The following is a 24,657-nucleotide window of genomic DNA, read 5'->3' as shown; positions in this document are numbered from 1 at the left end:
TCTGAGGTTGAAGGCAACAAAGCCGCTCTGGTCAAGATTATCAGTGCGCTGGAAAAGCAAAAAGCTGAACTGGTTACTCTACAGGGCCATCTTGCTAACATTGGGACTGGCGGCACACTCAACGCCAACATGCCAAGTTTCTTTGTCGAGGTGAACGGCGGAACCATTAAAGCGGAGAAGGTGACACCAACCAGCGTCACCGGTACAGCCTTTATTCCGCTGTCTACGGATGCTGCCGTGCCTGCTGGCCAGTGGGGCATTGAAGAGCTGGAAACACCAGAATCTTTCCGCAAGTTTTCAGATAAAGAGATCGCTTACACCGACTATCTGGTCTCCAAAGGCACTGTTGCAAACGAGTGGAACTCCATCTTCTTCAAGTCCGGCGCAAGCCGTGAACCGGAGATGGCAGGCATCTGGGGCGCAGCCGTTGGCTCCTTCTGGACCATGCTCGTCACCCTGTCTCTCTCGTTCCCAATTGGTGTGTCTGCCGCGATTTATCTGGAAGAGTTTGCACCAAAGAACCGCTGGACACACCTGATTGAGGTGAACATCAACAACCTGGCAGCCGTGCCATCGATCGTCTTCGGTCTGCTTGGTCTGGCAGTGTTCCTCAACGTCTTCGGATTGCCGCGATCCGCGCCGGTTGTCGGTGGTATGGTGCTGGCGCTCATGACCCTGCCGACCATTATCATCGCCTCCCGCGCAGCGCTTCAGGCCGTGCCGCCAAGCATCCGCGAAGCCGCACTCGGCGTCGGGGCGTCCCGCTTGCAGGCCGTGTTCCACCATGTGCTGCCACTGGCAATGCCAGGCATCCTGACCGGAACCATCATCGGCATGGCACAGGCACTGGGCGAAACCGCACCGCTTCTCATGATCGGTATGGTGGCCTTCATTGTAGACATCCCGGCAAGCCCGGTTGATCCCTCTACAGTGCTGCCAGTTCAGATCTTTATGTGGGCAGACTTCCCCGAACCAGCCTTCCAGCAGAAAACCTCTGCCGCGATCATGGTGCTGCTCGGCTTCCTGATCTCGATGAATGCAATCGCAATCGTCCTTCGTAAACGTTTTGAGCGCCGCTGGTGATTTGAAAGGCAAGATCATGGCATTGGAAATGACCACAGACACCGAGAGTGCAATGAATACAATGATGAGCGCCCCTCCAGCTGTTTCAGCTGAAGGCGAAACGCTTAAAATGCGTGGCCGTGATGTAAAAGTGTTTTACGGCGACAAGCAGGCCCTTCATGGTGTGGATCTGGATGTGCGCAAAAATCAGGTGACGGCGCTGATCGGCCCGTCCGGTTGCGGCAAGTCCACCTTCCTGCGCTGCCTGAACCGCATGAACGACACCATCGACATTTGCCGCGTGCAAGGAGACATTCTCCTCGACAATGACGATGTCTACGACCCGCGCATTGATGTGGTGGAGCTGCGTGCTCGCGTTGGCATGGTGTTCCAAAAGCCCAACCCGTTCCCAAAATCCATCTTCGAGAACGTGGCTTACGGCCCACGCATCCACGGTCTGGCACAAGGCAAGTCAGATCTGGAAGATATTGTCGCAAGTTCCCTGCAACGTGCAGGTCTTTTTGAAGAAGTCAAAGACCGTCTGGATGAACCGGGCACAGGCCTTTCCGGTGGCCAGCAGCAGCGCTTGTGCATCGCGCGCGCGATCGCAGTGTCTCCGGAAGTGATCCTGATGGATGAGCCATGTTCTGCACTGGACCCGATTGCCACCGCGAAAGTGGAAGAGCTGATCGACGAACTGCGCCAGAACTACACCATCGTCATCGTCACGCACTCCATGCAACAGGCAGCCCGTGTTTCCCAGCGCACCGCGTTCTTTCATCTGGGTAATCTGGTGGAGGAGGGGTTGACCAACGACATCTTCACCAACCCAAAAGACCAGCGCACGCAGGATTACATCACTGGCCGTTTCGGTTAAAAATAGAAAAACAGGGTGTCTTAAGGAGACCTTCCGATGAAAGATCATATCGTCTCTTCATTCAATGAAGAGCTGAAAGAACTGGCCGGACGTGTCGTTGAAATGGGCGGATTGGCAGAAACCCTCGTTCATGACGCTGTCACCGCACTGCTCAGACAGGACCGTGAGCTGGCAACACGTACCATCGCTGCCGATCAGCGCCTGGACAACATGCAGGCCGAGCTGGAAGAGCTGTGCATCTCCGTGATTGCACGCCGCCAGCCAATGGCAAGCGACTTGCGCGACATCATCGCCGCCATGCGCATTTCCAACGATCTGGAGCGCGTCGGTGACATGGCAAAGAACATCGGCAAGCGAACACTGGCGATTGAATCTGAGTTCAACAACAAACAGCTCGCTGTGGGCGTTGAGCACATGTCTGATCTGGCGCTGGAGCAGCTCAAAGCCGTTCTGGATGCCTACACCTCTGGCGATCTTGAGGTTGTCCAGCGCGTACATGTCCGCGATGACGAAGTGGATGCGCTTTACACCAGCCTGTTCCGCCAGCTGCTCACCTACATGATGGAAGACCCGCGCTCCATCACCATGTGTGCGCACTTGTTGTTCTGCGCAAAGAATATTGAACGCATCGGTGATCATGCAACCAATATTGCAGAAAACATCTACTACATGATTTCTGGAAATCAGCTTCCAGCTGACCGTCCAAAGACGGACGAATTAGCACAGAGTACAACCGTGTAAAGCGTGTTCACTTATAACGAGCAGAACACACGCAATTGCTTTATAAGAGAAGGTGCAAAGAGAGCACTTTAATATGCCTAAGATACTGATTGTAGAAGACGAAGAACCGCTAAGCCTGCTGCTGCGCTATAACCTTGAAGCCGAGGGCTATACCGTTGACGTGTGCGCAAGAGGAGATGAGGCGGAAGTCCTGCTGCAGGAAAGTCAGCCGGACCTGCTCTTGCTGGACTGGATGCTTCCGGGCCTCTCCGGCATCGAGCTCTGCCGTCGCTTGCGGGCACGTTCTGAAACCGAGCGCATGCCGATTATCATGCTCACCGCGCGCGGCGAAGAGTCAGAGCGCATCCGCGGTCTGGCGACCGGTGCTGACGATTACGTCGTCAAACCATTCTCCGTTCCAGAACTTATGGCCCGCGTTCGTGCGATCTTCCGCCGTGCATTGCCAGAAGTTGTCTCCACAATGCTCAAGTCTGGCGACATCGAGCTCGACCGCGAAACCCACCGCGTGCGTAGAACAGGCCGCGAAATCCACCTCGGTCCTACGGAATATCGCCTGCTGGAATTCCTCATGAGTGCACCGGGCCGCGTTTACTCCCGTGAGCAGCTGTTGGATGGTGTCTGGGGCCATGATGTTTACGTTGATGAGCGCACCGTGGATGTCCATGTAGGCCGCCTGCGCAAAGCCATCAATAAAGGCCGCATGAAAGACCCAATCCGCACGGTCCGCGGCGCCGGATACGCCTTCAACGACCAGTTCGCTATAGGTTAAGTGTTTAAGGCAAAAAAGGAAATCCAAAGCCGCCTACCTGCGGCTTTTGGGATTTGCAGTCTGCCTTGCATCAGCAGCAAGACGCTCGACCGCGCAGCAAAAAGCCGGGTACTGGACCCGGCTCAAAACTCATTCTGTCAGTCTGTTCTAGCTCGCGCGGCGATTGCGGCGGTCACTGACAGGCTGATAAGCAATGCTGCGGTGATGCGCGCAATAAGGTGTGCCTGCATCTGACTGGCGACCACAGAAATAGAAGTCGTCAGAACTCGGATCACCAATCGGCCACTTACAGGTACGCTCATTCAATGTCAGGATAGAAGCGCGCTCTGAAACCGGAATAAAGAGATCTGAGGACGGTACTGGAGAAATTTCTGGCTGGATAGCTTCAATCGGTTCAACTTTAAGGGCGTTGGCGCCTGCTATCGTTGGCTGAACTTGTCGGGGACTTGGGGTAGGCGCAACAGCTGCAATCGCTTCAGCCACTGTTGGTTTGGTTGAGGTGACGACTCTTGCCGCTGGGGCAGGTGCCTTTCTCGTCTTGGTTGCACCGCCTCCCGACTTAGCACGACCTGAAAGACCAAGGCGATGAACCTTACCAATCACCGCATTACGGGTCACATTGCCAAGTTCCCCCGCGATTTGACTGGCGCTTAACCCGTCTGCCCAAAGTTTGGTTAGTAACTCTACACGTTCTGCTGTCCAGCTCATTAAAGGGCCCCGTCTTCCTTCAGTGGCGCGCAAAACAGCATTCGCTCAGTTCGGACGCATCCGAAAGTGCCGCTTACCTGAGCGTGTGTGCTTGCAGCGTTCAGTAACTACGAGATAGTGTATAACTCTTATCACACAGTACTATATCGGCGTTCCTACGAGCAATAACCTCAAAGAATTGAGGTGGGGAAGACTCTGGTTTTCCCCAGAATTGCCGTACTACTACTTACCTATAACAGCCTTCTTGTGGTGGGAGAAGATTATCAATCTAAAGAATAGGAGCTGTTTGTTAAACCAAGTTCCACCGCATTCTTTCCAACACAAAGTAAGAGCTGATAGCGTTACCCCGTTGATATTTAATACATATATTTACCACTGAAAAACAACTAGTAAAAAACACTAGTAAACTACAAATTGCATAGGACAAGAACTAAGCGCACTCCTCTCTCATATGCCGTAGTACACGCTAGAGGTGTATTGAATAAACCTTAAGAACCGTGGAAAAAAACTGGTCATAGAGCAGGGGATTTAATCTCTACTCCATCCTCTAAAAATGCCACAATGCATGCTTCTTCCGGTAGCAGCCCGTTTGAGCTGCACCAGAGGGAGACACACAAGGCTGGCAGCCAATTCCTGAACAGGAGTAAGGTATTGCTGGCAATACGTGTTATTGACTGCCCTGAGGGAACGCGGTTTATATGTCGCTTCTCTTAGTTTCAAAACGCCACACGGCGTTTTTTGTTTTTGTAGCAACCAAGATTTTTGAGCAGATCGAAAGAGCTCAATCCATGAGGAGTAAGAAATGACGACTTCGTCGCTAATGCAGACTTATGCACGCTCAGACCTCGCGTTCGAGCGTGGGGAAGGTGTCTGGCTGATTGCGGCTGATGGTCGACGATACATGGATTGTGCTTCAGGTATTGCCGTCTCCGGCTTGGGTCATGCACACCCAAAACTCGTTGAGGCGCTCAAATCTCAGGCTGAAAAGCTTTGGCACGTCACCAATCTCTATACAATTCCTGAAGGTGAGAAGCTTGCAAAGCTGCTGACAGACAACACCTTCGCTGATGTTGTGTTCTTTACCAACTCTGGTACGGAAGCAACAGAAGGGGCCATGAAGGCTGCGCGGCGTTACCACTTTGCCAAGGGCAACCCGGAAAAGAACCGCATCATCACCTTTGAAAATGCGTTCCACGGCAGAACCATGGCAGCGCTCGCCGCTGGTGGTCAGCAAAAGTACCTCGAAGGCTTCGGCCCTGCGCCAGAAGGTTTCGATCAGGTGCCGGTTGGTGATCTGGATGCAGTCAAAAAGACCGTTGGACCAGAAACTGCAGCGATCATGCTGGAGCCTGTTCAGGGCGAAGGCGGTATCCGCAGCATGGATCCGGCCTTCCTGAAAGGCCTGCGTGACATCTGTGATGAGAATGACTTGTTGCTGATCTACGATGAGATCCAGACAGGTGTTGGCAGAACCGGCAAACTCTTTGCCCATGAATGGGCAGGCGTTGCACCGGATCTGATGGCAATTGCAAAAGGCATCGGTGGTGGCTTCCCAATGGGTGCGTTCCTCGCAACCAATGAAGCGGCCAGTGGCATGGTTCCTGGCGTTCACGGCACCACTTTTGGCGGTAACCCGCTGGCAATGGCTGTTGGCAATGCTGTTCTGGAAACGGTTCTGGAACCAGGCTTCCTGGAAGCTGTTCAGGAAAAAGGCTTGCAGCTGAAGCAAAAGCTGGCCTGCGCTGTTGATCAACACAGCGATGTGTTTGAGCTGGTGCGCGGCGAAGGCCTGATGCTTGGCTTGAAATGCAAAGTGCCAAACACACAGGTGCTGGCCCACATGCGCAACAACGGCCTGCTGCCGGTTGGTGCCGGAGACAACGTGCTCCGCATTATGCCGCCAATGACCATTACCGCTGAAGAAATTGACCTGCTCGTTGAAAAGATTGAAGCCGCTGCTGCGGACATGGAAACCGAGCTGAAAACTGCCGAGACTGCCAAATGACCACTATGACAAAACCACAGCACTTTCTCGATATCAGCGATTTTTCAGGCGATGACCTTCGCCAGATTATGAAGGTCTCCAATCAGATCAAAGCCACCCGCAATGGTGTTCATCGCGGGCAGGGCCCTCTGGCAGGCAAAGTGCTCGCCATGGTCTTTGAACAGCCATCCACCAGAACCCGCATCTCCTTTGATGTAGGCATGCGGGAACTTGGCGGCGAAACCCTGATGCTGACAGGCGCTGAGATGCAGCTTGGCCGCGGCGAGTCCATTCCTGATACCGCCCGTGTTCTGTCTCGCTTTGTGGACATGATCATGATCCGCATGCTGGACCATGATGCTGTGAGAGAACTGGCAGAATATGCTAGTGTTCCCGTCATCAACGGCCTGACCAAGGTTTCGCATCCTTGTCAGATCATGGCCGACATCATGACATTCGAAGAACACCGCGGAAGCATTAAGGGTAAAACCGTTTCCTGGGTGGGCGACAGCAACAACGTTCTTTACTCTTGGATCGAAGCGGCAGCGAAATTTGACTTCAAAATTAACGTCGCCGCACCAAATGAACTGACAGTACCTCTTGAATGGATCGAAAAGGCCTATACATCCGGTGCTGAACTCTCAGTAACAGACGACCCGTTTGCTGCTGTGAAAAACAGTGATTGTGTTATCACCGATTGCTGGGTGTCCATGGGCGATGACGAAGCACAAACGCGTCATAACCTGCTGGCTCCTTATCAGGTCAATGAACGCTTGATGAGCGAAGCCAACGATTCATCTTTGTTTATGCACTGCCTGCCTGCGCATCGTGGGGAAGAAGTGACAAATGAGGTGATCGACGGCCCGCATTCTGTGGTATTCGACGAGGCAGAAAACCGACTCCACGCCCAAAAAGGCATTATGGCGTGGTGCATGGGTGCTTTGCCTGAAGGATAAAAAAGTAAAATGACAAATACACCTGCTCAACCGACCGCCGCTGGCGTTGACGCTGTCGTTCCATTTGCTGTTGAAGCACTGGACGTTCGCGGTCGGGTTATCAATATGGGGCCGGTGCTGAACTCTATGCTGGCGCGGCACAAGTACCCTGCGCCAGTCAACAAGCTGCTGTCAGAGGCAATTGTCCTGACAGCCATGCTTGGCAGTACCCTCAAGTTCGAAGGTCGCCTGACCTTGCAAGCCCAGACCGACGGTGCAGTCTCCACGCTCGTTGTTGATTTCAACGCGCCTGACGGGCTGCGTGCAATGGCGCAGTTCAACGAAGACAAGGTCGCCGAAGTCGCAGCCAAAGATGGGTTCAAACCAGATCATCTGCTCGGCAAAGGACATCTGGCTTTCACCATTGATCAGGGCGCGCACACCAGCCGCTACCAGGGTATCGTGGTCCTGAATGGCACCACCTTGGAAGAGGCTGCTCACGAATACTTCCAGAAGTCAGAGCAGATCCCGACTTTCGTCCGCCTCGGTGTGGCTGAAGTGCTGACCAAAGCAGAAGAGGGTGGGGCTGATCACTCCTGGGCTGCTGGCGGCATCATGGTTCAGTTCCTGCCTCAGTCTCTGGATCGCCTCAAACAGGCTGACATCCATCCGGGCGATGCACCGGAAGGACATGAAGCGCACGAGATTGACGAAGACGACGCATGGGTCGAAGCGCGCTCGCTGGTCGAGACCGTAAAAGATGATGAGCTCATCGATCCAAGCCTGACTGTCGAAGGTCTTCTGTACCGCTTGTTCCACGAACGTGGTGCATCCGTCTTCTCCCCGCAGCTGATGGCAGATAAATGCACCTGCTCGGAAGAAAAGATCACCGCCATGATGCAGAACTTTTCTGAGGCAGATAAAACTGAGATGAAGGCGGAAGGAACCGTCCACATCAAGTGCGACTTCTGCTCCAAAGATTATGAGCTGGACGCGAACAAAGTGTTCGAGGACTAAAGCGCGTTCCGCTTGATTGGATTCAATCAAGCGACAAGAATTCGCTCAGACAAAAGTGATGGCAGGCAGTGTGAATGAGCATGAATGCTGCCTGACACAACAGTTCAGGAAAAGCGTAAAAAACGCAAACCAACGCACAAAAAAACGCTGTCAGAAAATCTCTGGCAGCGTTTTTCTTTAACTCATTGATATTGAATAAGAATTACAGCTAGACGCGATCAAAGATTGACCCCATGCGCGGGCTGAACAACCGATCATAGGTTTTAAGAAGCATCATATCCGTCATGCTTGCCACGTAATCACAGACGATCCGTGAACCTTCTTCAGTTTGTTCGAAGTCAGCATAAACCTCTTCCGGCAAGAAGGCTTTGGGCTCGCTCATCAAGGTTTCAAAGACAGCCACCACCATGGTTTGTCCTTTAAACTCAAGATGCTGCACATTTGGTGCTTGAATAACACGTTCAAACACAAAGCTTTTCAGGGCTTCAAGCACCTTATTATGACCTTCTGGCAGCACCGCTTTGTACTTCAAAAGCGGCTCGCTGAAGACCTCGCTTATCTTGATCTGAGCAGCCACGATAAAGAAGTGAACCAGCTTACCGATGAACTGCTTTCGCCGATTGGCATTGCCAAACAGCCCGGCAATCATCTGCTCGTAGGCATTGCCGGTATACTTCTCCGGATTGCTCTCAATCAGATCATCCAAGAATGCCGCGCAAACCTCTGCTGAGATATCCTCCCGGAACTGCTCTTCCCGAACCAGCCCTAAAGCAATTGCATCTTCAAAATCATGGACCCCATAAGCAACGTCATCAGCCAGATCCATGATGGAGCAATCCCATGATTTAAAACGGGATTTTCCGTGCTTGCCGTCCTTGGATTCAAAACTGCAGAACAGCGAGCGGTCCCGCTCAGAGAGTGGTTCCAGCACCCAATCGACAATCTCTTGTTCCCCATCCATGAAGCATTTGGGCGGGGCAGAACGCTTGCGATCAATCAGGCTCACTGCAGAGGTATTGGGGTTAAGCCGCGGGGATAACTCTGGATTATGGACCCGGGAAAAGGCCACCGGATACTTCATCATACCCAGTAATGCCCGCCGCGTCAGATCAGCCCCATGTTTGGCCGACATCTTCTCCAACCGGGAAACAATGCGCAGGGTTTGGCCGTTGCCCTCATACCCGCCGGTATCGCGCATACAGTAATTCAGCGCAACTTCACCCCCATGCCCAAAAGGCGGGTGCCCGATATCATGACAATAGCTGATTGTTTTTACGAGGCTTTCTTCGGGAATGTAGTCGTAGGCCGGATGATCCTTGAAGAACGCCCGAAACTGACGCGTGATGCCCGATGCGATCTGCGCAACTTCCAGTGTATGGGTCAGGCGGGTGCGATAAAAGTCGCTGTCGCCCAGATTTAGGATTTGGGTTTTCCCCTGCAGGCGGCGGAATGCGTGAGAATGAACGATGCGGGCATAATCAACGTCATAGGGCGTCCGTGCATCATCTGACTTGGGAACCCATCCACTTTGACGCGCAGTCCAAACAACATCACTCACTTCAAAAACTCCGCAATAAATTGAGCAAAAAAAAGCCCCGCACAATAAAGTGCAGGGCAAAAAATATTAGGAAATCAGCGACTTAAAGAACTCTGCGGTCTCTTTCGCAGATTGTTCAATATTGCCTTTCCAGGTCGCGGGAGAAGCACCGCGCGGGGCAAGATCGTGGTTTCCATCCTCCAGCCAGAAAAGCCGAACAAACTCAGGTAAATCAACAGCTTCCACCTCAGCCTGATGCCCCATCTGATCCCGGTCACCTTGTGTAATCAGAATAGGACGAGTGGATTTCTGCAACGGCTCGAGCCGCCAGTCCGCCAGCTCTTTCTTCGCTTCTGTATGAAACGGATACCCAAGACAAACAACACCAGCAATGCGCTTCGGCAGGCTATCTCCACCCGCCAGCATCGCTGCAACACGCCCACCCATGGACTTGCCGCCAATCAGGGCAGAGCCTTGAGTTTGTTCAAGAATATCCTGCACAGCGCTCTGAAATTCGCCAATGAGTTTGTCTGCACGCGGAGGAGGAGCCTTCTTGCCTGTCTCCCGGCGTTTTGCCATGTAAGCAAATTCAAACCGCGCAACAGCAATGCCATTCGCAGCCGCAGCTTCCGCAAACCGGTTCATAAAGTTGGCATCCATCGGCGCACCCGCACCATGAGCCAACACAAGAGTGCCATGGCACTCACCTTCAGGACGTGTCCATAAAATCTCAGTCATGAGGCTATTTTAGCGCCTCTTTCACGACAAAAGTGACAGGAAATTTACTTGTCCCCGTCTTCAATAAGACCCATATTCAAATTAGCTAATATAAATGCGTAGGAAATACGCGCTAATCGAACGGAATTCATCATGGAAGAAGGCGTCATTCGCCTGGGAATATTTGCGGGCGCATTCTTAGTGTTCGCATTCTTGGAAATCTTCATCCCAAGGCGTTCAGAGAGCCAGGAGCGACCAAGGCGATGGTCAACCAACCTTCTCCTGTCAATAATCAACACTCTGATGCTACGGTTCGCCTTGCCTTTTGCTGCAGTATCAACAGCTTACTGGGCACAGGTAGAAGGGTTCGGCCTGGCCAACTGGCTGGCGATCGACCCAGTTATAGCAGGTGTCATTGCCTTCTTCGCGCTCGATTTTGCGGTTTGGGCCATGCATGTAGCCAGTCACAAAGTCCCGTTTCTATGGCATTTGCATAAGGTTCATCACACTGATCCACGCTTTGATGTGACAACAGCTCTGCGCTTCCATCCGCTGGAGATTGCCGTCTCTATGCTTTGGAAGGTGATCGTCGTCGCACTGCTCGGCGCACCCGTTCTCTCTGTGGTGATTTTTGAAGTTGTCCTCAACGCAGCCGCCATGTTTAATCACGCAAATATCAAACTCTCTGACAGAGCAGACCGTATCCTACGTTGGATGATCGTGACTCCGGACATGCACCGTATCCACCATTCCACCCGACCCATCGAAACCGATAGTAACTATGGCTTCAACTTCCCTTGGTGGGACAGGTTGTTCTCCACTTATGTGAATGATCCCAAAGGCGGTCAGGAGAACATCACCTTCGGTCTAAGCGAGTTTCAGGGCAAAGAACCACGCCAGCTCGGTTGGGCATTGATGTTACCCTTCAAGGCTTTAGCACATGTGCAAGGTTGGCTTTCCAGTCGCGTCAACAAAGACGGCACACCTAAAGTGTGATGATCAGAAGAAACCGCGGGGGAAATATCTGAGATAGAGTTCCCCGAGACGACCGTTGGATTGAAGGCGGGTAAGACCAAGATTGATTGCATTCAACATCTTGGTATTGCCTGCCTTTGTTGCAATCGCCAATCCGCCGCTGAAGTAACTCGGATCCAGCCACGGCCCTCCTGCAAACTTGCAGCATCCGTCTGCAGTGCGTGTATCCAGCCAGAATGACAGCCTCATTCCATCGCCAAACAAGGCGTCTACAGCTGACTTTGACAAGGCATTTCGGGCAAGCTCTTCATTTTCAAATGGAACAGCAATTGCGTCCGTAAAGAACCGTTCCAAAAACGCTTCATGACGCGACCCTTCGACAACTGCAATGCGCTTTCCGCCCAGAGTTTCTGGCAGAGGTTCCAGCGTACTGTTCCTGCCAACAACAAAGCGCCCCGGAAAACGCATGTAAATCTGAGAAAATGACAGTTTCTCAAGAGTATCCGGTGTCATGCTCACTCCGGCAATGACAGCGTCGGCCTCACCATTAAACACCGTATTGGCCAAGTGGTTAAATGGAATGATCTTCAGGCTACAAGCGGCCTTAAGGCTCTGGCAGATCTCGCGGGCAAGATCCACGTTGTAACCCATCAAACGCTCTTCACTATCGCGAAAAATGAAGGGCGGAAAGTTATCTGCTGCAATAAAGCGTATCCGCTCCGGCGCTTTACCGGTTGTTGCAAGACCGGACTGCCCGCCAGAGAACAAAGGGATGGTTACCGAAGAGGAGCCAGATCGGGACCTTACTCCAATTTCAGAGCCACTGTTTCCCCCTCCCAACAATGGAGAGCTCTGGGAAATCTCCCAGGTATCTGAGCTATTTGCATTCTGTGCCATAGCATTTGACGCCGCGAAAATGAGCGGCTGGGCACTACATAAAATCAGCAATATGAAGAATATGGGGAAACGCAAAAGCTATCCAATCCAGTTTGCAACAGAGCGTAAGCCTAACGGGAAATTCTCAAGGAGATACTAAGTGAATGTCTGCGTAAGGGGAAGGCCCGTAACTGAAGATCAGCCTCCTAGATTAACGAGGGCCGGGGTATCAAAGGGCTGTCAGGAATACTCCGAGATATCAGTTGGTAATGGGCTGCCTTTCTCAGTACGACAGGCCAATACTCTACGTTCGTTATCTCTTTCGATTGGTTGTATTGAAAGCGCACGCTCGGTTGAAGCAGGACAAGCCCTGCGAAGCCGCATGACAGCGATTACTCCCCTAGAGCAATCCATCGATGATCCTACGCCTCATGAACGTGCTGGACCTCTTATCAAAAATATCTCCAAGCCTTCGCTCAAAGGCCAATATGTTCCAGAATTTGTGCGTCTGAAAAACGCGTTGGAACAGGAAGTCCTGCTGCAATGCAATTGCTCCGAGGCCTTGATTGATTTCGCAAAGTCCAGAATGACGGCGGAAGACAGATGCACCAGCAATTATCTGATTGAACAAGGATTTCTCGATGCCTCAGTGTTCTACTGGGGTATTTCCGGCAAAATGAATGTCCGCTATGCGTCTGATGGCAGCCTGTCAGCTATTGCGCCAATTGATAAAAAGCTAAAACCATTCGAGACTGAAGGGATTTTGTTTGTTCCGGCACTGGACCTCAATCAAAAGGTCGTCTTCGCAGCAGCACCACTTGGGCACCAGCTTGAGGCTTTTGAGCGAGCTCTAGGCTATTTCGATGAAGCCACGAGCAAGATTGTACTGGTGACACCGGAGTACCAAAAGGCGTTGACGGTAACGACGGCCAGCGCCAACGCATTGGCACAAGACGATGTTTCAATGTCGGCAGTGTATCGCTTTTTGCCTTCACAGCGAAAGCTGCTGACAGTCTCTCCAATCATCTTTCTGGGAGCACTTGGCTTCGCGTTTGATGCATTGTTCTGGGGCCTCCTTATTCTGCTGACTTTATCACTCGGTGTCACTGGGTTGCTGCGCCTTGCATCCTTTTTCACCTATTCTGACCGGCAAGAATTCACTGTGCCAAAGCTGGAAAAGTGGCCGCACTACACCGTGCTTGTCCCACTTTACAAAGAGTCAGCAATCTGCCGCCAATTGGTTGATGGGCTGGATGCGTTGGATTACCCGAAAGATGCGCTCGATGTGATCTTTCTGGTCGAACAAGATGATGAGCTGACACAGAAAAACCTCCGCAAACTGCTGAAGAAGTCGATGCGGATGATCATCCTACCTCCCGGAAAACCGCAGACCAAACCTCGTGCGCTTTCCGTTGGCCTTGCGGCGACAAAAGGTGAGTTCGTAACGGTTTTTGACGCAGAGGACAGGCCTGAGCCACAGCAACTGAAAAAAGCCATCTGCCAGTTCGCTCTCGAGGGCCAAGATGTTGCTTGCTTGCAGGCTGCATTGTCCATCGATCACGCTGAGGAAAGTTGGTTGGTTCGTCAGTTCGCTTTTGAATATGCGGCACTCTTCGATGTCTTCCTGCCATTTCTGTCTCGCAAAAACCTTCTGCTGCCTCTGGGAGGGACATCCAACCACTTCCGTGTCAGCGCATTGCGGAAAGTTGGCGGTTGGGATCCATTCAACGTGACAGAAGATGCAGATCTGGCAGTCAGATTTGCGCGGCAAGGATTTAAGACACACACGCTAAACAGCTCCACTTTTGAAGAAGCGCCGCTTACGCTCAAAGCCTGGCTACACCAACGTACTCGCTGGCATAAAGGATGGATACAAACGCTGGCCGTTCATCTGCGCAATCCAAGGTTGGCTTACAAGCAGCTCGGCCTGAAAAACTTTGCCTTGCTGCTCCTAACATTCTTTGGCGGCATGCTGTGTCTATGGGCTGCGCCATGGACAGTTTGGATGTTTGGAAAGCTTGCTCTGAATTATTACAGCACCGGAATACAAGCATTTGATGCTTTCAGCATCTATGCCATGTTCTGTTTCCTCTTTGGTCTTGGCGGCTCTGTTGTCACGGTCTTACAAGGCAGTGCAAAGCGCGGCTTTCGCCCTCGAACCTGGGAGATTGCAAGTATCCCACTCTATTGGGTTCTTGGGTGCATCGCCTCTTACAAAGCCCTCATCGAGTTCGCGATAAAACCGCATTACTGGCGAAAGACGGAACACGGTATTGTGCGTCAGAGGGGTAAAGTGAAGAGTGCTCAGAGCTTATAGGACTGCCGAGATACTAGGTCTTCCATGGCATCTTGAGAGCATCCACGGTGAGTTCGCACGGCTGCCCCTGATAGAATTGCTCAAGCAGCTGATGAAACACTGTTGGATCATCTGCAGCATATGCAAAGAGCGTTGCACAGCTGCGTACTTTCAAACTGTCGATTTCACCAAGGATTTGCTTGGAAGTGAGGTCAGTGTACTTGAGCAGTAACCCACTGCATCCACGCAGCCGCGAGGCCAAGAGAGGATAAGCAAGGTATCGCTGAGCTTCTTCAAGATCGGCAATGCCAAAGAAATGTGCGGTTGAAGAACGACCCAGTTCACGTAATTGAGGAAAGATGAACCAGATCCAGTGCGAAGTTTTCTGGCCTTGTGAGAGCTCCTGTACCACTTCTGAAAATACTGGGTCCTGGGCGATGACAAACCGGGTTATGTCATCCTTCGTCGTTTTTACCATTTGATACTCGCCCTCAAGTCGTCATCGTTGCGGTTACTTTCCGCCGACCAGTCTTTCATATTGGTTCTCAAACTCGCACGACAGATACAAAAATCCTGGTGGAAATCTGGAGTTGTCTAAGAGTGAAGTATATTTTTAGACCCAAGCATAATGAACTGTTCTCTTTCCTGGTGTTTTTCTGAGTTGGTTATTGCAGAAACATAAAAACAGCCGGTTTCGGAGTTTTAATTGCCATTCCCTAACGTAATGTCTCGGTACATGGACGATGCGAGAAAAACTTCGTGCGATCATCGAAAGTAAGGCTTGGGAATACACAATCATATCTATCATCTCCCTAAATGCGATAACTTTAGGGGTGGAAACCAGCCAGACTGTTCAACAACATTACGGCCCAATACTCCGCACATTGGATGACATCGTAGTGGGCATATACGTGATTGAGATCTCCCTTCGCGTGTTTGCATATGGCTTACGCTTTTTCAAAGGAGCTTGGAATCTCTTCGATTTCTTTATCGTAAGCATTGCGCTTATTCCAGCCACCGGCCCTGCAGCCATACTGCGGTCACTAAGAATCCTTCGTGTTCTACGTCTCATCTCAGTTGTCCCATCGCTGAGGCGCGTGATCGGAGGGCTGGTTCTAGCATTGCCAGGGATGGGCTCAATCATGTTGCTTCTCTCTCTGGTGTACTATGTGTTCTCCGTTATGGCGACGCAGCTCTATGGTGAGACTTTTCCTGAATGGTTTGGAACAATCGGAGCCTCCGCTTATTCTCTGTTTCAAATCATGACATTGGAGGGGTGGAGCGACGCAATTGTCCGCCCCGTCATGGATGTCTATCCAAATGCCTGGTTGTTCTTCATACCGTTCATCCTGACCACCGCACTAACAGTGCTGAACTTGTTCATCGGTGTCATTGTTGCAGCAATGGAGGAAGAACATGAGAGGGATGTGGAAGAGCATCACCATTATGTGCGAATGGAAGCAAATGCGATTATGAAAGAGCTCAGGACTTTACGGCAAGATGTTGCGAAGCTGAGACGAAACCGTAAGGCTTCTCATAAGAAAACACCAGAATTGACCTAGACAGCATTCTCAGAGTGTGGATGGCGACCCTTGCGAGCGCGACAGCACACCAGCACAAAACTGGTGTGCTGACCTTTAAGAAACCTCTTTGATCTTCTTTGAGTAGCGCGCCCCTTGATTAGCTAAGGTTGTATTGTGACACAGATAGGCAGAGTTTTTTTGAGCGACTGTCAGTGCTTTTAGTAAAGTTGGTCATGTACCGAAGCGGCGTGAGGGAAGAGAAACACCGCAAATGCCAGCTCTGAGCTGGGCGTATTTGAGGGGTGTTAATCTTAGATTCCTGCTCTACTTGAAAGCGATAGCCGCGATTTTGACAAAATTAGCACAAGTTTATGTTAGCTCTTGTGGAAATGGTCAAGCCTATGAAAACTATAAGTTAAATTTGGTGGTATTGTTTTGATTTTACTACCGTAAGTTCTTGGTGATTTCTTCATCTATACCAGTCACTATTTTGTTGCCCCCTTTCAACTTGAAAACGTCAGATAATTACTTAGGGTGGGCCCAAATTCGAAGTGTGAGGTCAAGTGTCGAAATGCGGGCGAAGTTGCGATCCATCATTGAAAGTCGTCAGTGGGAATTCACAATCATAAGTATAATCGCGTTGAACGCTATTGTCCTTGGCTTGGATACAAGCCAGATGCTTATTGCCCAATACGGTCATATTCTGCGCTTTCTTGATGAAGCGATCCTGGTGATTTTTGTTGTTGAGCTGACACTGCGTATCATCGCGTTTGGTCCGGGGTTCTTTCGGGGACCGTGGAATCTCTTCGATTTCTTCATCATTACGATTGCAGTCATCCCGGCAACTGGTCCGGCAACCATTCTGCGGTCCCTCAGGATCCTGAGAATTCTGAGGCTCATTTCGGTCGTTCCCTCGTTGCGAAGCGTTATTGGCGGACTGATCCTCGCACTTCCAGGCATGGGCTCAATCGTCCTGCTGATGGCGCTCGTCTTTTACGTCTTCTCCGTTATGGCCACACGCCTGTACGGCTTGGTGTTTCCTGAATGGTTCGGCTCAATTGGAGCATCTGCATACTCGCTGTTCCAGATCATGACTCTGGAAAGCTGGAGTATGGGGATCGTGAGGCCAGTCATGGAGGTGTTCCCAAATGCTTGGTTGTTCTTCATTCCCTTCATCTTGTGCACCGCCTTCACCGTTCTAAATTTGTTTATCGGTATAATCGTTGCAGCAATGCAGCAGGAGCACGATAAGGATATTGAGCAAGATCGTATCAACGTGCATGAAGAGACCAAGGTTGTCTTGAAAGAACTAAAAGAGCTGAAACTTGACCTAATGGATGAACTGGAGAGGCAACGAAAAGCCCGCGATTAGAGCTGTTTCAGCAAAATTACTTAGGTTGTTGATCAATACGCCAGCTCTTCAGCTTATGATCAAGTTCTGATGAAGTAATCTTGATCACCGCGCGTGTGGATTGCGAGCGGGCTGTTATAGGCACCTTGGAAAAAAAGCCCTAAGACGAAAAGCATATCTGATAGGATACGATATGTTTGATGCAAAACTCCGCGGCTATATAGACCCACCTCTCAATAGAATGGGAAAAGCGCTGGCAGATCTGGGAATTACTGCAAATGCGGTGACCTTGGTCGGCCTTGGATTTGGCCTTGCGGCGGGGGCAGCGGTGGCCGCTGGGCAATTTAACACAGCCTTGCTGTTTATCTTGCTCAATCGCTTCGCAGACGGGTTGGACGGAGCCATCGCCAGAGCGGTCGGTTCCACGCATCTCGGCGGGTTTTACGACATCACATTCGACTTCATCTTTTATGGTGCAATTCCACTGGCCTTTGCATTTGTCGCTCCTGAGCAGAATGCTCTGGCCGCGGCAGCCCTACTTTTCAGCTTTTACATTAACGGTTCCACTTTCCTTGCATTCGCAACACTAGCACAGAAGTTGGGCATGCAAACCTCACTACGTGGCAAGAAATCCTTCTATTATCTGGGAGGGCTTGCTGAAGGCTTTGAAACCATTGGTGTCTTCGTCGCATTTTGCTTGTTCCCCACTTACTTCTCATGGGTTGCGTGGACTTTTGCTGCGATCTGCACACTTTCGGCCATTTCTCGCGTTTTTATGGTTCGGCATATGGTTTTGAACCACCCAGATCCTTCGGTGTGAGATCGCCGCTCTTGCGAAGATCGGGGTGAAAAGGCTAGACTTATTAAAAATAGGATGCGTACTGCTGTTGTATTTGCAGTGGAATTTTCCTTAGAAATGGGTTGTGCTATGTATCGTGCCGTTACCCGAAATATACAGATCACTGTCGAACCGTATTATCTTGCTGAGGAGTCCACTCCCGAAGATGAGCAGTTCTTCTGGGCCTATACGGTCTCAATTGAGAACCTGAGTTCTGATACCATCCAACTGCGCTCTCGCCACTGGCATATTATCGACGCCAACGGCAACACGCAGGAAGTCAACGGGGCAGGTGTGGTTGGTGAGGAGCCAGTCATCGAACCCGGTGGGTCGTTTCAGTACACGTCGGGCTGTCCACTCAATACCCCTTCAGGCATCATGACGGGCAACTACCGCATGCAAACTGAAAAGGGCGAGTCCTTCGCGGTGAAGATACCAGCCTTCTCGCTGGATCTGCCGGATATGGTCAAGACTGTGCATTAACAGCTGCAGACAATGTCTTGCAGCGCAAAGAGCAGGATTGCGGGCAGTCGCGCTGCCCGCCAATCAGATTGAACTGAGTTATTGCGTGCGGAAACGGGCCTGTGCGCCGCGCTCAATCGCTGCGATCGTCAGCTTGTCCAGCTTCAGGTGGTCGCGCAGCAACTGCAACATACGCACTTCTTCAGGGCTAACTCGCAAATCAGCCGCAGCAATTTCAACACCAAGAGCATAAGCCGTGTCATGCAATTTGGTTGGCAAAGACTCTGCCACAAGCGCCAGCGTTGTGTTCATGCCGTTTTCGCCAGAAAGACGCTCAGCGCACTGCTGGGTAATCTTGATCAGGTTATTGTCGTCAAAATCTTTGAAGACAGGGAGAATGCCCACAATATCGCCAAGCTGGCGAAGCTCAGCATCGCTCATTGCGCTATCTGCGGCGGAAACCATCACCATCACATGAATGAGGGCTTCTTCTACGCTCAGTAATCTGTCTATTGTACCCATATCTCCCCAAAGCGAAAAGCTTTGCCTCTTGGTTTGCTTTAGTTTTTCGCTCTGCCAAATGATCTGGCGGCGGCTAATGATTGCAAAGGTAAGGGGGCTTCCGGCCTCATACAAGGGGGTAGAGCCGAAAACCCGAGAACTGTCATTGACGCGGGCGCTAGTTTTACATAAGTTCGCGCAGCTTTCCGGCATTAAATCCTGCTGAGGAAAGCGAAACTCAGTTACAATTTAATCTCCAAATACGGATCTCAAAATCCATGTCTATGAACAGTTTGCCTCAACTCGATCTCAGCCCAGAACTTATCGAGGCGGCACAGGCATCTAAAGCCTGGCCGTTTGAAGAAGCACGCAAACTGGTCAAACGGTTGGAGAAGAAACCCAAGACCGGGCCGGTCTTATTCGAGACCGGCTATGGTCCATCTGGTCTGCCTCACATGGGCACCTTTGGCGAAGTTGCACGCACTACCATGGTGCGCACCGCTTTTCGTGTGCTGACAGAAGACAAGATCCCGACCAAGCTGATCTGCTTTTCAGATGATATGGACGGCTTCCGCAAAGTGCCAACCAACGTGCCTAATCAGGAGATGATGGCGTCATTTCTTGGCAAGCCACTGACCAGCGTGCCGGATCCATTTTCCAACGAATACCCAAGTTTTGCAGCAGCCAACAACGCAAAGCTCATGGCGTTTCTGGATAAGTTCGGCTTCGAGTACGACTTTGTCTCCTCCACCGACTACTACAAGTCCGGTGTGTTTGATAAAGCGCTCCTGCGCATGCTGGAAGTCTACGATAAGATCATGGCGATCATTCTTCCAACTCTGGGTGAAGAGCGTCAGGCCACATACTCTCCATTTCTTCCAGTCTGCCCGCGCACAGGTATCGTGCTGCAGGTGCCAATGGTCGACCGCAATGTCGAAAAAGGCACTGTGACCTACATTGACCCTGAGACTGCAGAGCGTATTGAAGTGCCAGTGACAGGCGGCAACGTCAAATGTCAGTGGAAAGCTGACTGGGCGCTGCGTTGGTACGCGCTGGGCATCGACTATGAAATGGCTGGTAAAGATCTGATCGACAGCGTGAACCTGTCTGGCAAGATCTGTAAGGCTCTGGGCGGTCCTGCTCCGGAAGGCTTCAACTACGAGCTCTTCCTGGACGACAAAGGCCAGAAAATCTCCAAGTCCAAAGGCAACGGCCTGACGATGGAAGAGTGGCTCCAGTACGCCAATCAGGAAAGCCTGTCCCTGTTCAACTTCCAGAAGCCGAAAACTGCGAAGAAGCTGTATTTTGACGTCATCCCGAAAGCGGTTGACGAGTACTGCACCTTCCTGTCCAAGTTCGACAACATGGATGCAGCGCAGAAGCTGATGAACCCGGTCTGGCACATTCACTACGGTACACCGCCAAAAGAAGAAATGCCGATCTCCTTCGCGATGCTGCTCAACCTAGTGTCTGCATCCAACGCAGAGAACAAGGACGTCCTGTGGGCGTTTATCTCTCGCTACGCACCGGGCTCTTCTGCTGCAACGCATAAGATGCTGGATGAGCTGGTCGGCTACGCAATTCGCTATTACGACGACTTTGTGAAACCAACGAAGAAGTTTAAAGCACCGGATGAAGTTGAGACAGAAATGCTCACCAAGCTGGATGAAGTGCTTGCTGGCCTGCCTGCAGAGACTGACGGCGGCGATATCCAGAACGCAATTTACGACATTGGTCGTAATATTGAACGTTATCAGAACACTGCAAAGCCGGGTCCTGATGGGCGTCCTGGTGTTGCGCAGATCTTCTTTTCTGCGATTTATCAGGTACTTCTGGGACAAGAGAAGGGACCGCGCTTCGGATCCTTCATCGCCCTCTACGGTATTCCGGAAACTCGTAGTTTGATTGCAAAAGCACTTGCAGGAGAGCTTGCAGCGTGATGAATTAGCCCCCTCAAACGAGGGGGCTTTTTTTTATGTCTTTTCCTAGCTGGCTAACTTGGGCACTTTTACCGGTCTACATTTTCGAAGGCCTACGTGCTCGTGCAAATTCACTAAGGCTGTCACCAGCACCTGGTCCGCAATTTGGTGCGGTTTCCGGTCAGGGCCAGGCGATCAATCTGCTTGTTATTGGCGACTCCTCCGTTGCCGGAGTGGGGTTGGACCACACGACAAACGGTTTAACCTGCAAGATGGCCCACAAAATTGCAGAGGTAACCGGACAGCCTGTTAAATGGCGGGCTGCTGGCAGTAATTCTGCAACCTCCAGCCAGATCCGCGATGTGGTCGTACCCAATCTGCCGCACGCCGACTACACACACATTTACATCAGTATCGGTTTTAACGACCTGAAGAACTTTCGCTCTGGCAAGGCGTGGAAGAAAGGGTTTGGCGAGCTGATTTATGCTTTGCGTACCAAGTACCCTCATGCACGGATTTACTGGTCCAACCTCATGTCACCAATGAACGTGCCTGCGCTTTCGTGGGCGCTGGGTGCTGTTTTGGAACCTCGCCGCCAGATGATCAATCGTGTTGGCACGCAGCTGTGCCATGAGCGTGGCGCTATTGCCATTTCTGTAACGCCGGGAATAACGGCAGAAGGTTTTTGTGAGGATGGGATCCACGCAGAGCCGATTGGTAATCAGCACTGGGTGGATCATGTGGTCAGCGAGCTGGTGCAGGGCAACCTGCTAGGGCTGGAAGATCAAAATGAAGTAGAAGATAAACAAGACCAGATGGACGGCGCCCTGTAGGGCGTTCGTTCGGGTACCTGTAAAGGTGATCATACTCAGTATGAGTGTCAGGAGGAGGAGGATCATGTCCGTATCCTTCACACCCAGCACAATATGAATGTCAAAGATCCCGGCTGCAATCAAAACAGCCGGGACTGTCAAACCGATGGTCGCCAGAGCTGATCCAAGGCAGATATTAACAGAGCGCTGAAGCCTATTCGACAACGCTGCTCTAAAGCTGCCCAACCCCTCAGGTGTCAGAACCAGAAGCGCAACAAGAACACCACCAAACGCAGCTGGCATATGGAAACTTGCGATACCAAAGTCCACCAGCACCGCGAACTTCTTGGAAAGCAGCACGATCGGTAGCATGGTCAGGAGCAGGAATGCGGCGTGATAGCCTGTTGAATAGATCTCCAGATCATGATGGTGGTCATCATCGTCGTGGGCGTGTTTGTCGTCTTCCGCCTCATCCTTCGCCATCAGGAAGGACAAAGCCACACCAGAGTGTGGTTTGGGCTGAATGAAGAAGGACTTATGCCGGATGCTTTGAGTCGCCAGGAAGATCGCATAGAGCAGACTAATCATCACCGCAAACGAGATCTGCTGTCCCGTGGAAAGGGAAGGGTCAGCGGTTGAAGTCGTATAGCGGGGAAGGATCAGAGAGAATGTAGCAAGGGGAATAAGGACTGAAAGGAATGAACGAGCGCCCTGAGTGTTGAAAGGCTGTTCTCCGTACTTGAGCCCTCCCAATAGCAAACTGATGCCCACCATGCCATTCAGCACGATATTGAGCACCGCCAGCATCGTATCCCGTGCCAGAGGCTCGTTTGTCCCACCTGTCAGCATAATAGAAACGATCAGGGAGACCTCAATGCCGATTACTGAGAGCGTTAGGATCAGCGTTCCGTAGGGCTCTCCCAGAATGACGGCCAGACAGTCTGCATGGCGCACCACACCAAAGGCGCACCACAGCATGACACCGAAGAGCCAGATAAAGCAGAACATCTGCACAAGGAGACCGGAGGTGGGCAGTAACAGATCCGCCCCAGCCAGAAAGAAGAAGGCTGTGGTTGCAGCACCTGCAAGAAAGCAGGCCTCTCGTTTAAGTGTATTCCAAAACCCTGACATTATGTTTTTCTTCTCCAAGGCCCTGTAAAAAATGAATTATTCTGTGGCAGACGTCTCCGCAGTCGCGCTGTTGCGTGGACGCCAGATTATTGCAGGCTCACCTTCCATCACCAGCGGCGTGGTTGAGGTGCTGTCATCATCCAGCTCCTCCCAGGAGTTCACCAATGTTGCGGTTTCATCCTCGCTCAGCTGAACCAGCTTGGAACGCCAGATGCCCTGTTCGGAGCGACGCGCCCGTGCCGCGATCTGTTTTAGTGAATCTGGAGCATCGCGTTCTGCCTTTGCCCAACCGTTTTCAACCAGCCAAGTGGCAAGATCATGTTTGCCCACACTGCAGGAAGCAGCATATTCATCTGTTTGCACAGATTTCATATCCGAACAAGTGACACGTTTCTGACGGATGAAAGCACGCAAAGCCGTCCGTGCTCTGATACCGCATGGCCATCTTTCACCATCTTCACTGGGGCATGTTGTGCTGAGCGGTACAGGTTGAATGTGATGAAGAGAAATTCTCTTCTTTTTATCACTTAGCGTTGCCCCATCAACGGCAACTGGGCGGTACAACACCAGTTCTTTCGGCGGAGGCTGGTTTGACCTGCGTGCCTCTTTGACGTGTGCAACACGCTGGAGCGGTGTTGTGACGGGTGGAGGCGGCGTTCGGTTGCCGCCAACATTGCGGAGCGTTTCAGGATGCTTGGGCGGCGTTTTGGGGATCTTCGCCTCAACAGCAACGCGGGCAGCTTCAAGAGCGGCCAGTTCCAGCTGTTTCTCTTCTGCTGTCGGCTTATGCTCAACAGGAAACGAGGAAGGGCGGTACAGTGTGCGCGCATTCCCACGCAGGGCCGTCGCTGCATTGTATCCTGTAAGCGCATAATACCCGGCGCCAAGAAGCAAAGCTCCAAAAAGAATACTCGTGGTCTTGGTAATCCGCATAAGCGCCCTGTTTGCTTATTGGCTCACCCATGAAACCCTTGCTGTCCAGATCAGGTCTGCAACTTGAACCACCCTTGGCTTATCGTCAGGGGTGTCCCGCCGAAATTCAATGCGCTCGTTTGTTTGCCGCTGCAAAGCACCGCAATGAAGATCTCCGGATTTAGTTGCTATCAAAACATGATCATGACGCCGCAATGAAGCCTCGGGAGAGACGATTAGAATTTGTCCTTCCCGGTAGTATGGTTCAAAACTATTACTCGAAACTTCAAGCGCGAAGAATTTCTCACTCTGAGAACTGGGAAAAATGAAGCTATCGCAGAATTTATCCAACTGAAAATCGGTAAGCTGCTGCGGATCAACCTCCCGTAACTCATCACTCGTGCACAGATAAGCTGGAAAAGACCTGAAATGTGTACTTGAGATCTCTGCTTTATCTTGCAGCAAAGCGGCAAAGTCCGAGAAAGGCATCTGGGTGACTTCCAGCACTTTGGCGAGCGACTCCGTGGAAGGCCAACGAGGGCGGCCATCTGCAGCGAACCGTTTGGAAGGATTGAAAGAGGTCGGATCTAGCCCAGCCCTGCGCGCCAGTCCTGAAGGCGTCAATTGGTGCAGCTCGGCCAGCTTATCAAGCGCAGCCCAAAGGTGTTCGTGATCCAGCATATGTCCTCCAGCAGCAGCAACGGCGTTACCTGA

Annotated in this window: 23 protein-coding genes and 1 pseudogene; 15 read left to right on the top strand and 9 right to left on the bottom strand. The window is 51.5% G+C overall.

Annotation, left to right across the window (positions count from 1 at the left end; all coding sequences use genetic code 11):
- Positions 1-372: 372 nt before the first annotated feature.
- The 4 genes and pseudogenes from pstA to phoB form a co-directional block, all read left to right on the top strand.
- Positions 373-1,083 (top strand): annotated as a pseudogene (gene pstA, locus BM231_RS27525) (phosphate ABC transporter permease PstA); the annotation flags it as partial.
- Positions 1,084-1,144: 61 nt separating this feature from the next.
- Complete coding sequence (pstB, locus tag BM231_RS04915; RefSeq protein WP_425287810.1) at positions 1,145-1,939, top strand: phosphate ABC transporter ATP-binding protein PstB; 795 nt, start codon at positions 1,145-1,147, stop codon at positions 1,937-1,939.
- A gap of 36 nt (positions 1,940-1,975) precedes the next feature.
- A complete protein-coding gene (phoU, locus tag BM231_RS04910; protein ID WP_093517248.1) occupies positions 1,976-2,680 on the top strand; it encodes a phosphate signaling complex protein PhoU in 705 nt (234 codons plus the stop codon).
- A gap of 73 nt (positions 2,681-2,753) precedes the next feature.
- Positions 2,754-3,449, top strand: coding sequence for a phosphate regulon transcriptional regulator PhoB (phoB, locus tag BM231_RS04905; RefSeq protein WP_093517246.1), 696 nt, complete (start codon positions 2,754-2,756; stop codon positions 3,447-3,449).
- Between the two features lie 147 nt (positions 3,450-3,596).
- Here phoB and BM231_RS04900 read toward each other — a convergent pair whose 3' ends face one another.
- Positions 3,597-4,157 carry a GcrA family cell cycle regulator gene (locus BM231_RS04900; protein WP_093517235.1) on the bottom strand — a complete coding sequence of 187 codons (561 nt, stop codon included), beginning with the start codon at positions 4,155-4,157 and terminating at the stop codon, positions 3,597-3,599.
- An 802-nt stretch (positions 4,158-4,959) separates the two neighbouring features.
- On the opposite strand from BM231_RS04900, the gene BM231_RS04895 reads away from it, so the two are divergent.
- The 3 genes from BM231_RS04895 to BM231_RS04885 are packed head-to-tail and all read left to right on the top strand — an operon-like array spanning position 4,960 to position 8,093.
- Positions 4,960-6,162: an aspartate aminotransferase family protein gene (locus tag BM231_RS04895; protein ID WP_093517233.1), complete on the top strand. Its 1,203-nt coding sequence runs from the start codon at positions 4,960-4,962 to the stop codon at positions 6,160-6,162.
- Positions 6,159-7,097, top strand: coding sequence for an ornithine carbamoyltransferase (gene argF / locus BM231_RS04890; protein WP_093517231.1), 939 nt, complete (start codon positions 6,159-6,161; stop codon positions 7,095-7,097). Before BM231_RS04895 ends, argF begins: the two co-directional genes overlap by 4 nt.
- 9 nt (positions 7,098-7,106) lie before the next feature.
- Positions 7,107-8,093 (top strand): Hsp33 family molecular chaperone, encoded by a 987-nt coding sequence (locus BM231_RS04885; RefSeq protein WP_093517229.1) that lies wholly within the window; start codon positions 7,107-7,109, stop codon positions 8,091-8,093.
- A gap of 208 nt (positions 8,094-8,301) precedes the next feature.
- Here the strand turns inward: BM231_RS04885 and BM231_RS04880 are convergent, their stop codons facing one another.
- Complete coding sequence (locus BM231_RS04880) at positions 8,302-9,651, bottom strand: anti-phage deoxyguanosine triphosphatase (protein ID WP_093517227.1); 1,350 nt, start codon at positions 9,649-9,651, stop codon at positions 8,302-8,304.
- Between the two features lie 66 nt (positions 9,652-9,717).
- Positions 9,718-10,368 carry an alpha/beta family hydrolase gene (locus BM231_RS04875; protein ID WP_093517225.1) on the bottom strand — a complete coding sequence of 217 codons (651 nt, stop codon included), beginning with the start codon at positions 10,366-10,368 and terminating at the stop codon, positions 9,718-9,720.
- A gap of 132 nt (positions 10,369-10,500) precedes the next feature.
- Here BM231_RS04875 and BM231_RS04870 point away from each other — a divergent pair, with 132 nt between their 5' ends.
- Positions 10,501-11,343 carry a sterol desaturase family protein gene (locus tag BM231_RS04870; protein WP_093517223.1) on the top strand — a complete coding sequence of 281 codons (843 nt, stop codon included), beginning with the start codon at positions 10,501-10,503 and terminating at the stop codon, positions 11,341-11,343.
- 3 nt (positions 11,344-11,346) lie between these two features.
- On the opposite strand, the gene BM231_RS04865 is transcribed toward BM231_RS04870, so the two are convergent.
- Positions 11,347-12,219: a transporter substrate-binding domain-containing protein gene (locus tag BM231_RS04865; protein WP_093517221.1), complete on the bottom strand. Its 873-nt coding sequence runs from the start codon at positions 12,217-12,219 to the stop codon at positions 11,347-11,349.
- Positions 12,220-12,580: 361 nt separating this feature from the next.
- Here BM231_RS04865 and BM231_RS04860 point away from each other — a divergent pair, with 361 nt between their 5' ends.
- Positions 12,581-14,515 carry a glycosyltransferase gene (locus BM231_RS04860; protein ID WP_208860092.1) on the top strand — a complete coding sequence of 645 codons (1,935 nt, stop codon included), beginning with the start codon at positions 12,581-12,583 and terminating at the stop codon, positions 14,513-14,515.
- Between the two features lie 13 nt (positions 14,516-14,528).
- On the opposite strand, the gene BM231_RS04855 is transcribed toward BM231_RS04860, so the two are convergent.
- A complete protein-coding gene (locus BM231_RS04855) occupies positions 14,529-14,972 on the bottom strand; it encodes a DUF1810 domain-containing protein (RefSeq protein ID WP_093517219.1) in 444 nt (147 codons plus the stop codon).
- Between the two features lie 265 nt (positions 14,973-15,237).
- Between BM231_RS04855 and BM231_RS04850 the strand changes: the two genes are divergently transcribed.
- The 4 genes from BM231_RS04850 (at position 15,238) to apaG (ending at position 18,689) form a co-directional block, all read left to right on the top strand.
- Positions 15,238-16,056, top strand: coding sequence for an ion transporter (locus BM231_RS04850; protein ID WP_093517217.1), 819 nt, complete (start codon positions 15,238-15,240; stop codon positions 16,054-16,056).
- A 532-nt stretch (positions 16,057-16,588) separates the two neighbouring features.
- Entirely contained in the window at positions 16,589-17,389 is an 801-nt protein-coding gene (locus BM231_RS04845) for an ion transporter (protein ID WP_093517215.1), read from the top strand.
- Between the two features lie 172 nt (positions 17,390-17,561).
- Positions 17,562-18,188, top strand: coding sequence for a CDP-alcohol phosphatidyltransferase family protein (locus tag BM231_RS04840; protein WP_093517213.1), 627 nt, complete (start codon positions 17,562-17,564; stop codon positions 18,186-18,188).
- Positions 18,189-18,296: 108 nt separating this feature from the next.
- A complete protein-coding gene (gene apaG, locus BM231_RS04835) occupies positions 18,297-18,689 on the top strand; it encodes a Co2+/Mg2+ efflux protein ApaG (RefSeq protein ID WP_057465027.1) in 393 nt (130 codons plus the stop codon).
- A 78-nt stretch (positions 18,690-18,767) separates the two neighbouring features.
- Here apaG and BM231_RS04830 read toward each other — a convergent pair whose 3' ends face one another.
- The gene (locus BM231_RS04830) at positions 18,768-19,181 is read right to left on the bottom strand and encodes a tellurite resistance TerB family protein (RefSeq protein ID WP_063310090.1); all 414 of its coding nucleotides are present in this window, start codon (positions 19,179-19,181) and stop codon (positions 18,768-18,770) included.
- 266 nt (positions 19,182-19,447) lie between these two features.
- Between BM231_RS04830 and BM231_RS04825 the strand changes: the two genes are divergently transcribed.
- Both BM231_RS04825 and BM231_RS04820 read left to right on the top strand, forming a co-directional pair.
- The gene (locus BM231_RS04825; RefSeq protein ID WP_093517211.1) at positions 19,448-21,109 is read left to right on the top strand and encodes a lysine--tRNA ligase; all 1,662 of its coding nucleotides are present in this window, start codon (positions 19,448-19,450) and stop codon (positions 21,107-21,109) included.
- 35 nt (positions 21,110-21,144) lie between these two features.
- A complete protein-coding gene (locus BM231_RS04820) occupies positions 21,145-21,921 on the top strand; it encodes an SGNH/GDSL hydrolase family protein (RefSeq protein WP_093517209.1) in 777 nt (258 codons plus the stop codon).
- Here the strand turns inward: BM231_RS04820 and BM231_RS04815 are convergent.
- Genes BM231_RS04815 through BM231_RS04805 form a run of 3 tightly spaced genes read right to left on the bottom strand, consistent with a single transcriptional unit; the run spans position 21,859 to position 24,624 of the window.
- A complete protein-coding gene (locus tag BM231_RS04815) occupies positions 21,859-23,031 on the bottom strand; it encodes a calcium:cation antiporter (RefSeq protein WP_093517207.1) in 1,173 nt (390 codons plus the stop codon). The genes BM231_RS04820 and BM231_RS04815 overlap by 63 nt on opposite strands.
- A 36-nt stretch (positions 23,032-23,067) precedes the next feature.
- Positions 23,068-23,964 (bottom strand): thermonuclease family protein, encoded by an 897-nt coding sequence (locus BM231_RS04810; protein WP_093517205.1) that lies wholly within the window; start codon positions 23,962-23,964, stop codon positions 23,068-23,070.
- Between the two features lie 15 nt (positions 23,965-23,979).
- A complete protein-coding gene (locus tag BM231_RS04805) occupies positions 23,980-24,624 on the bottom strand; it encodes a S24 family peptidase (protein WP_093517203.1) in 645 nt (214 codons plus the stop codon).
- Positions 24,625-24,657: the final 33 nt, after the last annotated feature.

Source organism: Pseudovibrio ascidiaceicola (genome assembly GCF_900114245.1).
Lineage (GTDB): Bacteria > Pseudomonadota > Alphaproteobacteria > Rhizobiales > Stappiaceae > Pseudovibrio > Pseudovibrio ascidiaceicola.
This window is presented reverse-complemented; position numbering and strand designations above follow the sequence as displayed.

Coding starts and splice junctions, on each gene's coding strand:
- BM231_RS04870 (WP_093517223.1), top strand. CDS start 10,501: ATGGAAGAAGGCGTCATTCGCCTGGGAATATTTGCGGGCGCATTCTTA.
- BM231_RS04865 (WP_093517221.1), bottom strand. CDS start 12,219: ATGGCACAGAATGCAAATAGCTCAGATACCTGGGAGATTTCCCAGAGC.
- BM231_RS04860 (WP_208860092.1), top strand. CDS start 12,581: ATGACAGCGATTACTCCCCTAGAGCAATCCATCGATGATCCTACGCCT.
- BM231_RS04875 (WP_093517225.1), bottom strand. CDS start 10,368: ATGACTGAGATTTTATGGACACGTCCTGAAGGTGAGTGCCATGGCACT.
- BM231_RS04845 (WP_093517215.1), top strand. CDS start 16,589: ATGCGGGCGAAGTTGCGATCCATCATTGAAAGTCGTCAGTGGGAATTC.
- phoU (WP_093517248.1), top strand. CDS start 1,976: ATGAAAGATCATATCGTCTCTTCATTCAATGAAGAGCTGAAAGAACTG.
- BM231_RS04810 (WP_093517205.1), bottom strand. CDS start 23,964: ATGCGGATTACCAAGACCACGAGTATTCTTTTTGGAGCTTTGCTTCTT.
- BM231_RS04855 (WP_093517219.1), bottom strand. CDS start 14,972: ATGGTAAAAACGACGAAGGATGACATAACCCGGTTTGTCATCGCCCAG.
- BM231_RS04805 (WP_093517203.1), bottom strand. CDS start 24,624: ATGCTGGATCACGAACACCTTTGGGCTGCGCTTGATAAGCTGGCCGAG.
- argF (WP_093517231.1), top strand. CDS start 6,159: ATGACCACTATGACAAAACCACAGCACTTTCTCGATATCAGCGATTTT.
- pstB (WP_425287810.1), top strand. CDS start 1,145: ATGATGAGCGCCCCTCCAGCTGTTTCAGCTGAAGGCGAAACGCTTAAA.
- BM231_RS04895 (WP_093517233.1), top strand. CDS start 4,960: ATGACGACTTCGTCGCTAATGCAGACTTATGCACGCTCAGACCTCGCG.
- BM231_RS04900 (WP_093517235.1), bottom strand. CDS start 4,157: ATGAGCTGGACAGCAGAACGTGTAGAGTTACTAACCAAACTTTGGGCA.
- BM231_RS04820 (WP_093517209.1), top strand. CDS start 21,145: ATGTCTTTTCCTAGCTGGCTAACTTGGGCACTTTTACCGGTCTACATT.
- BM231_RS04840 (WP_093517213.1), top strand. CDS start 17,562: ATGTTTGATGCAAAACTCCGCGGCTATATAGACCCACCTCTCAATAGA.
- BM231_RS04825 (WP_093517211.1), top strand. CDS start 19,448: ATGTCTATGAACAGTTTGCCTCAACTCGATCTCAGCCCAGAACTTATC.
- BM231_RS04885 (WP_093517229.1), top strand. CDS start 7,107: ATGACAAATACACCTGCTCAACCGACCGCCGCTGGCGTTGACGCTGTC.
- apaG (WP_057465027.1), top strand. CDS start 18,297: ATGTATCGTGCCGTTACCCGAAATATACAGATCACTGTCGAACCGTAT.
- BM231_RS04850 (WP_093517217.1), top strand. CDS start 15,238: ATGCGAGAAAAACTTCGTGCGATCATCGAAAGTAAGGCTTGGGAATAC.
- phoB (WP_093517246.1), top strand. CDS start 2,754: ATGCCTAAGATACTGATTGTAGAAGACGAAGAACCGCTAAGCCTGCTG.
- BM231_RS04815 (WP_093517207.1), bottom strand. CDS start 23,031: ATGTCAGGGTTTTGGAATACACTTAAACGAGAGGCCTGCTTTCTTGCA.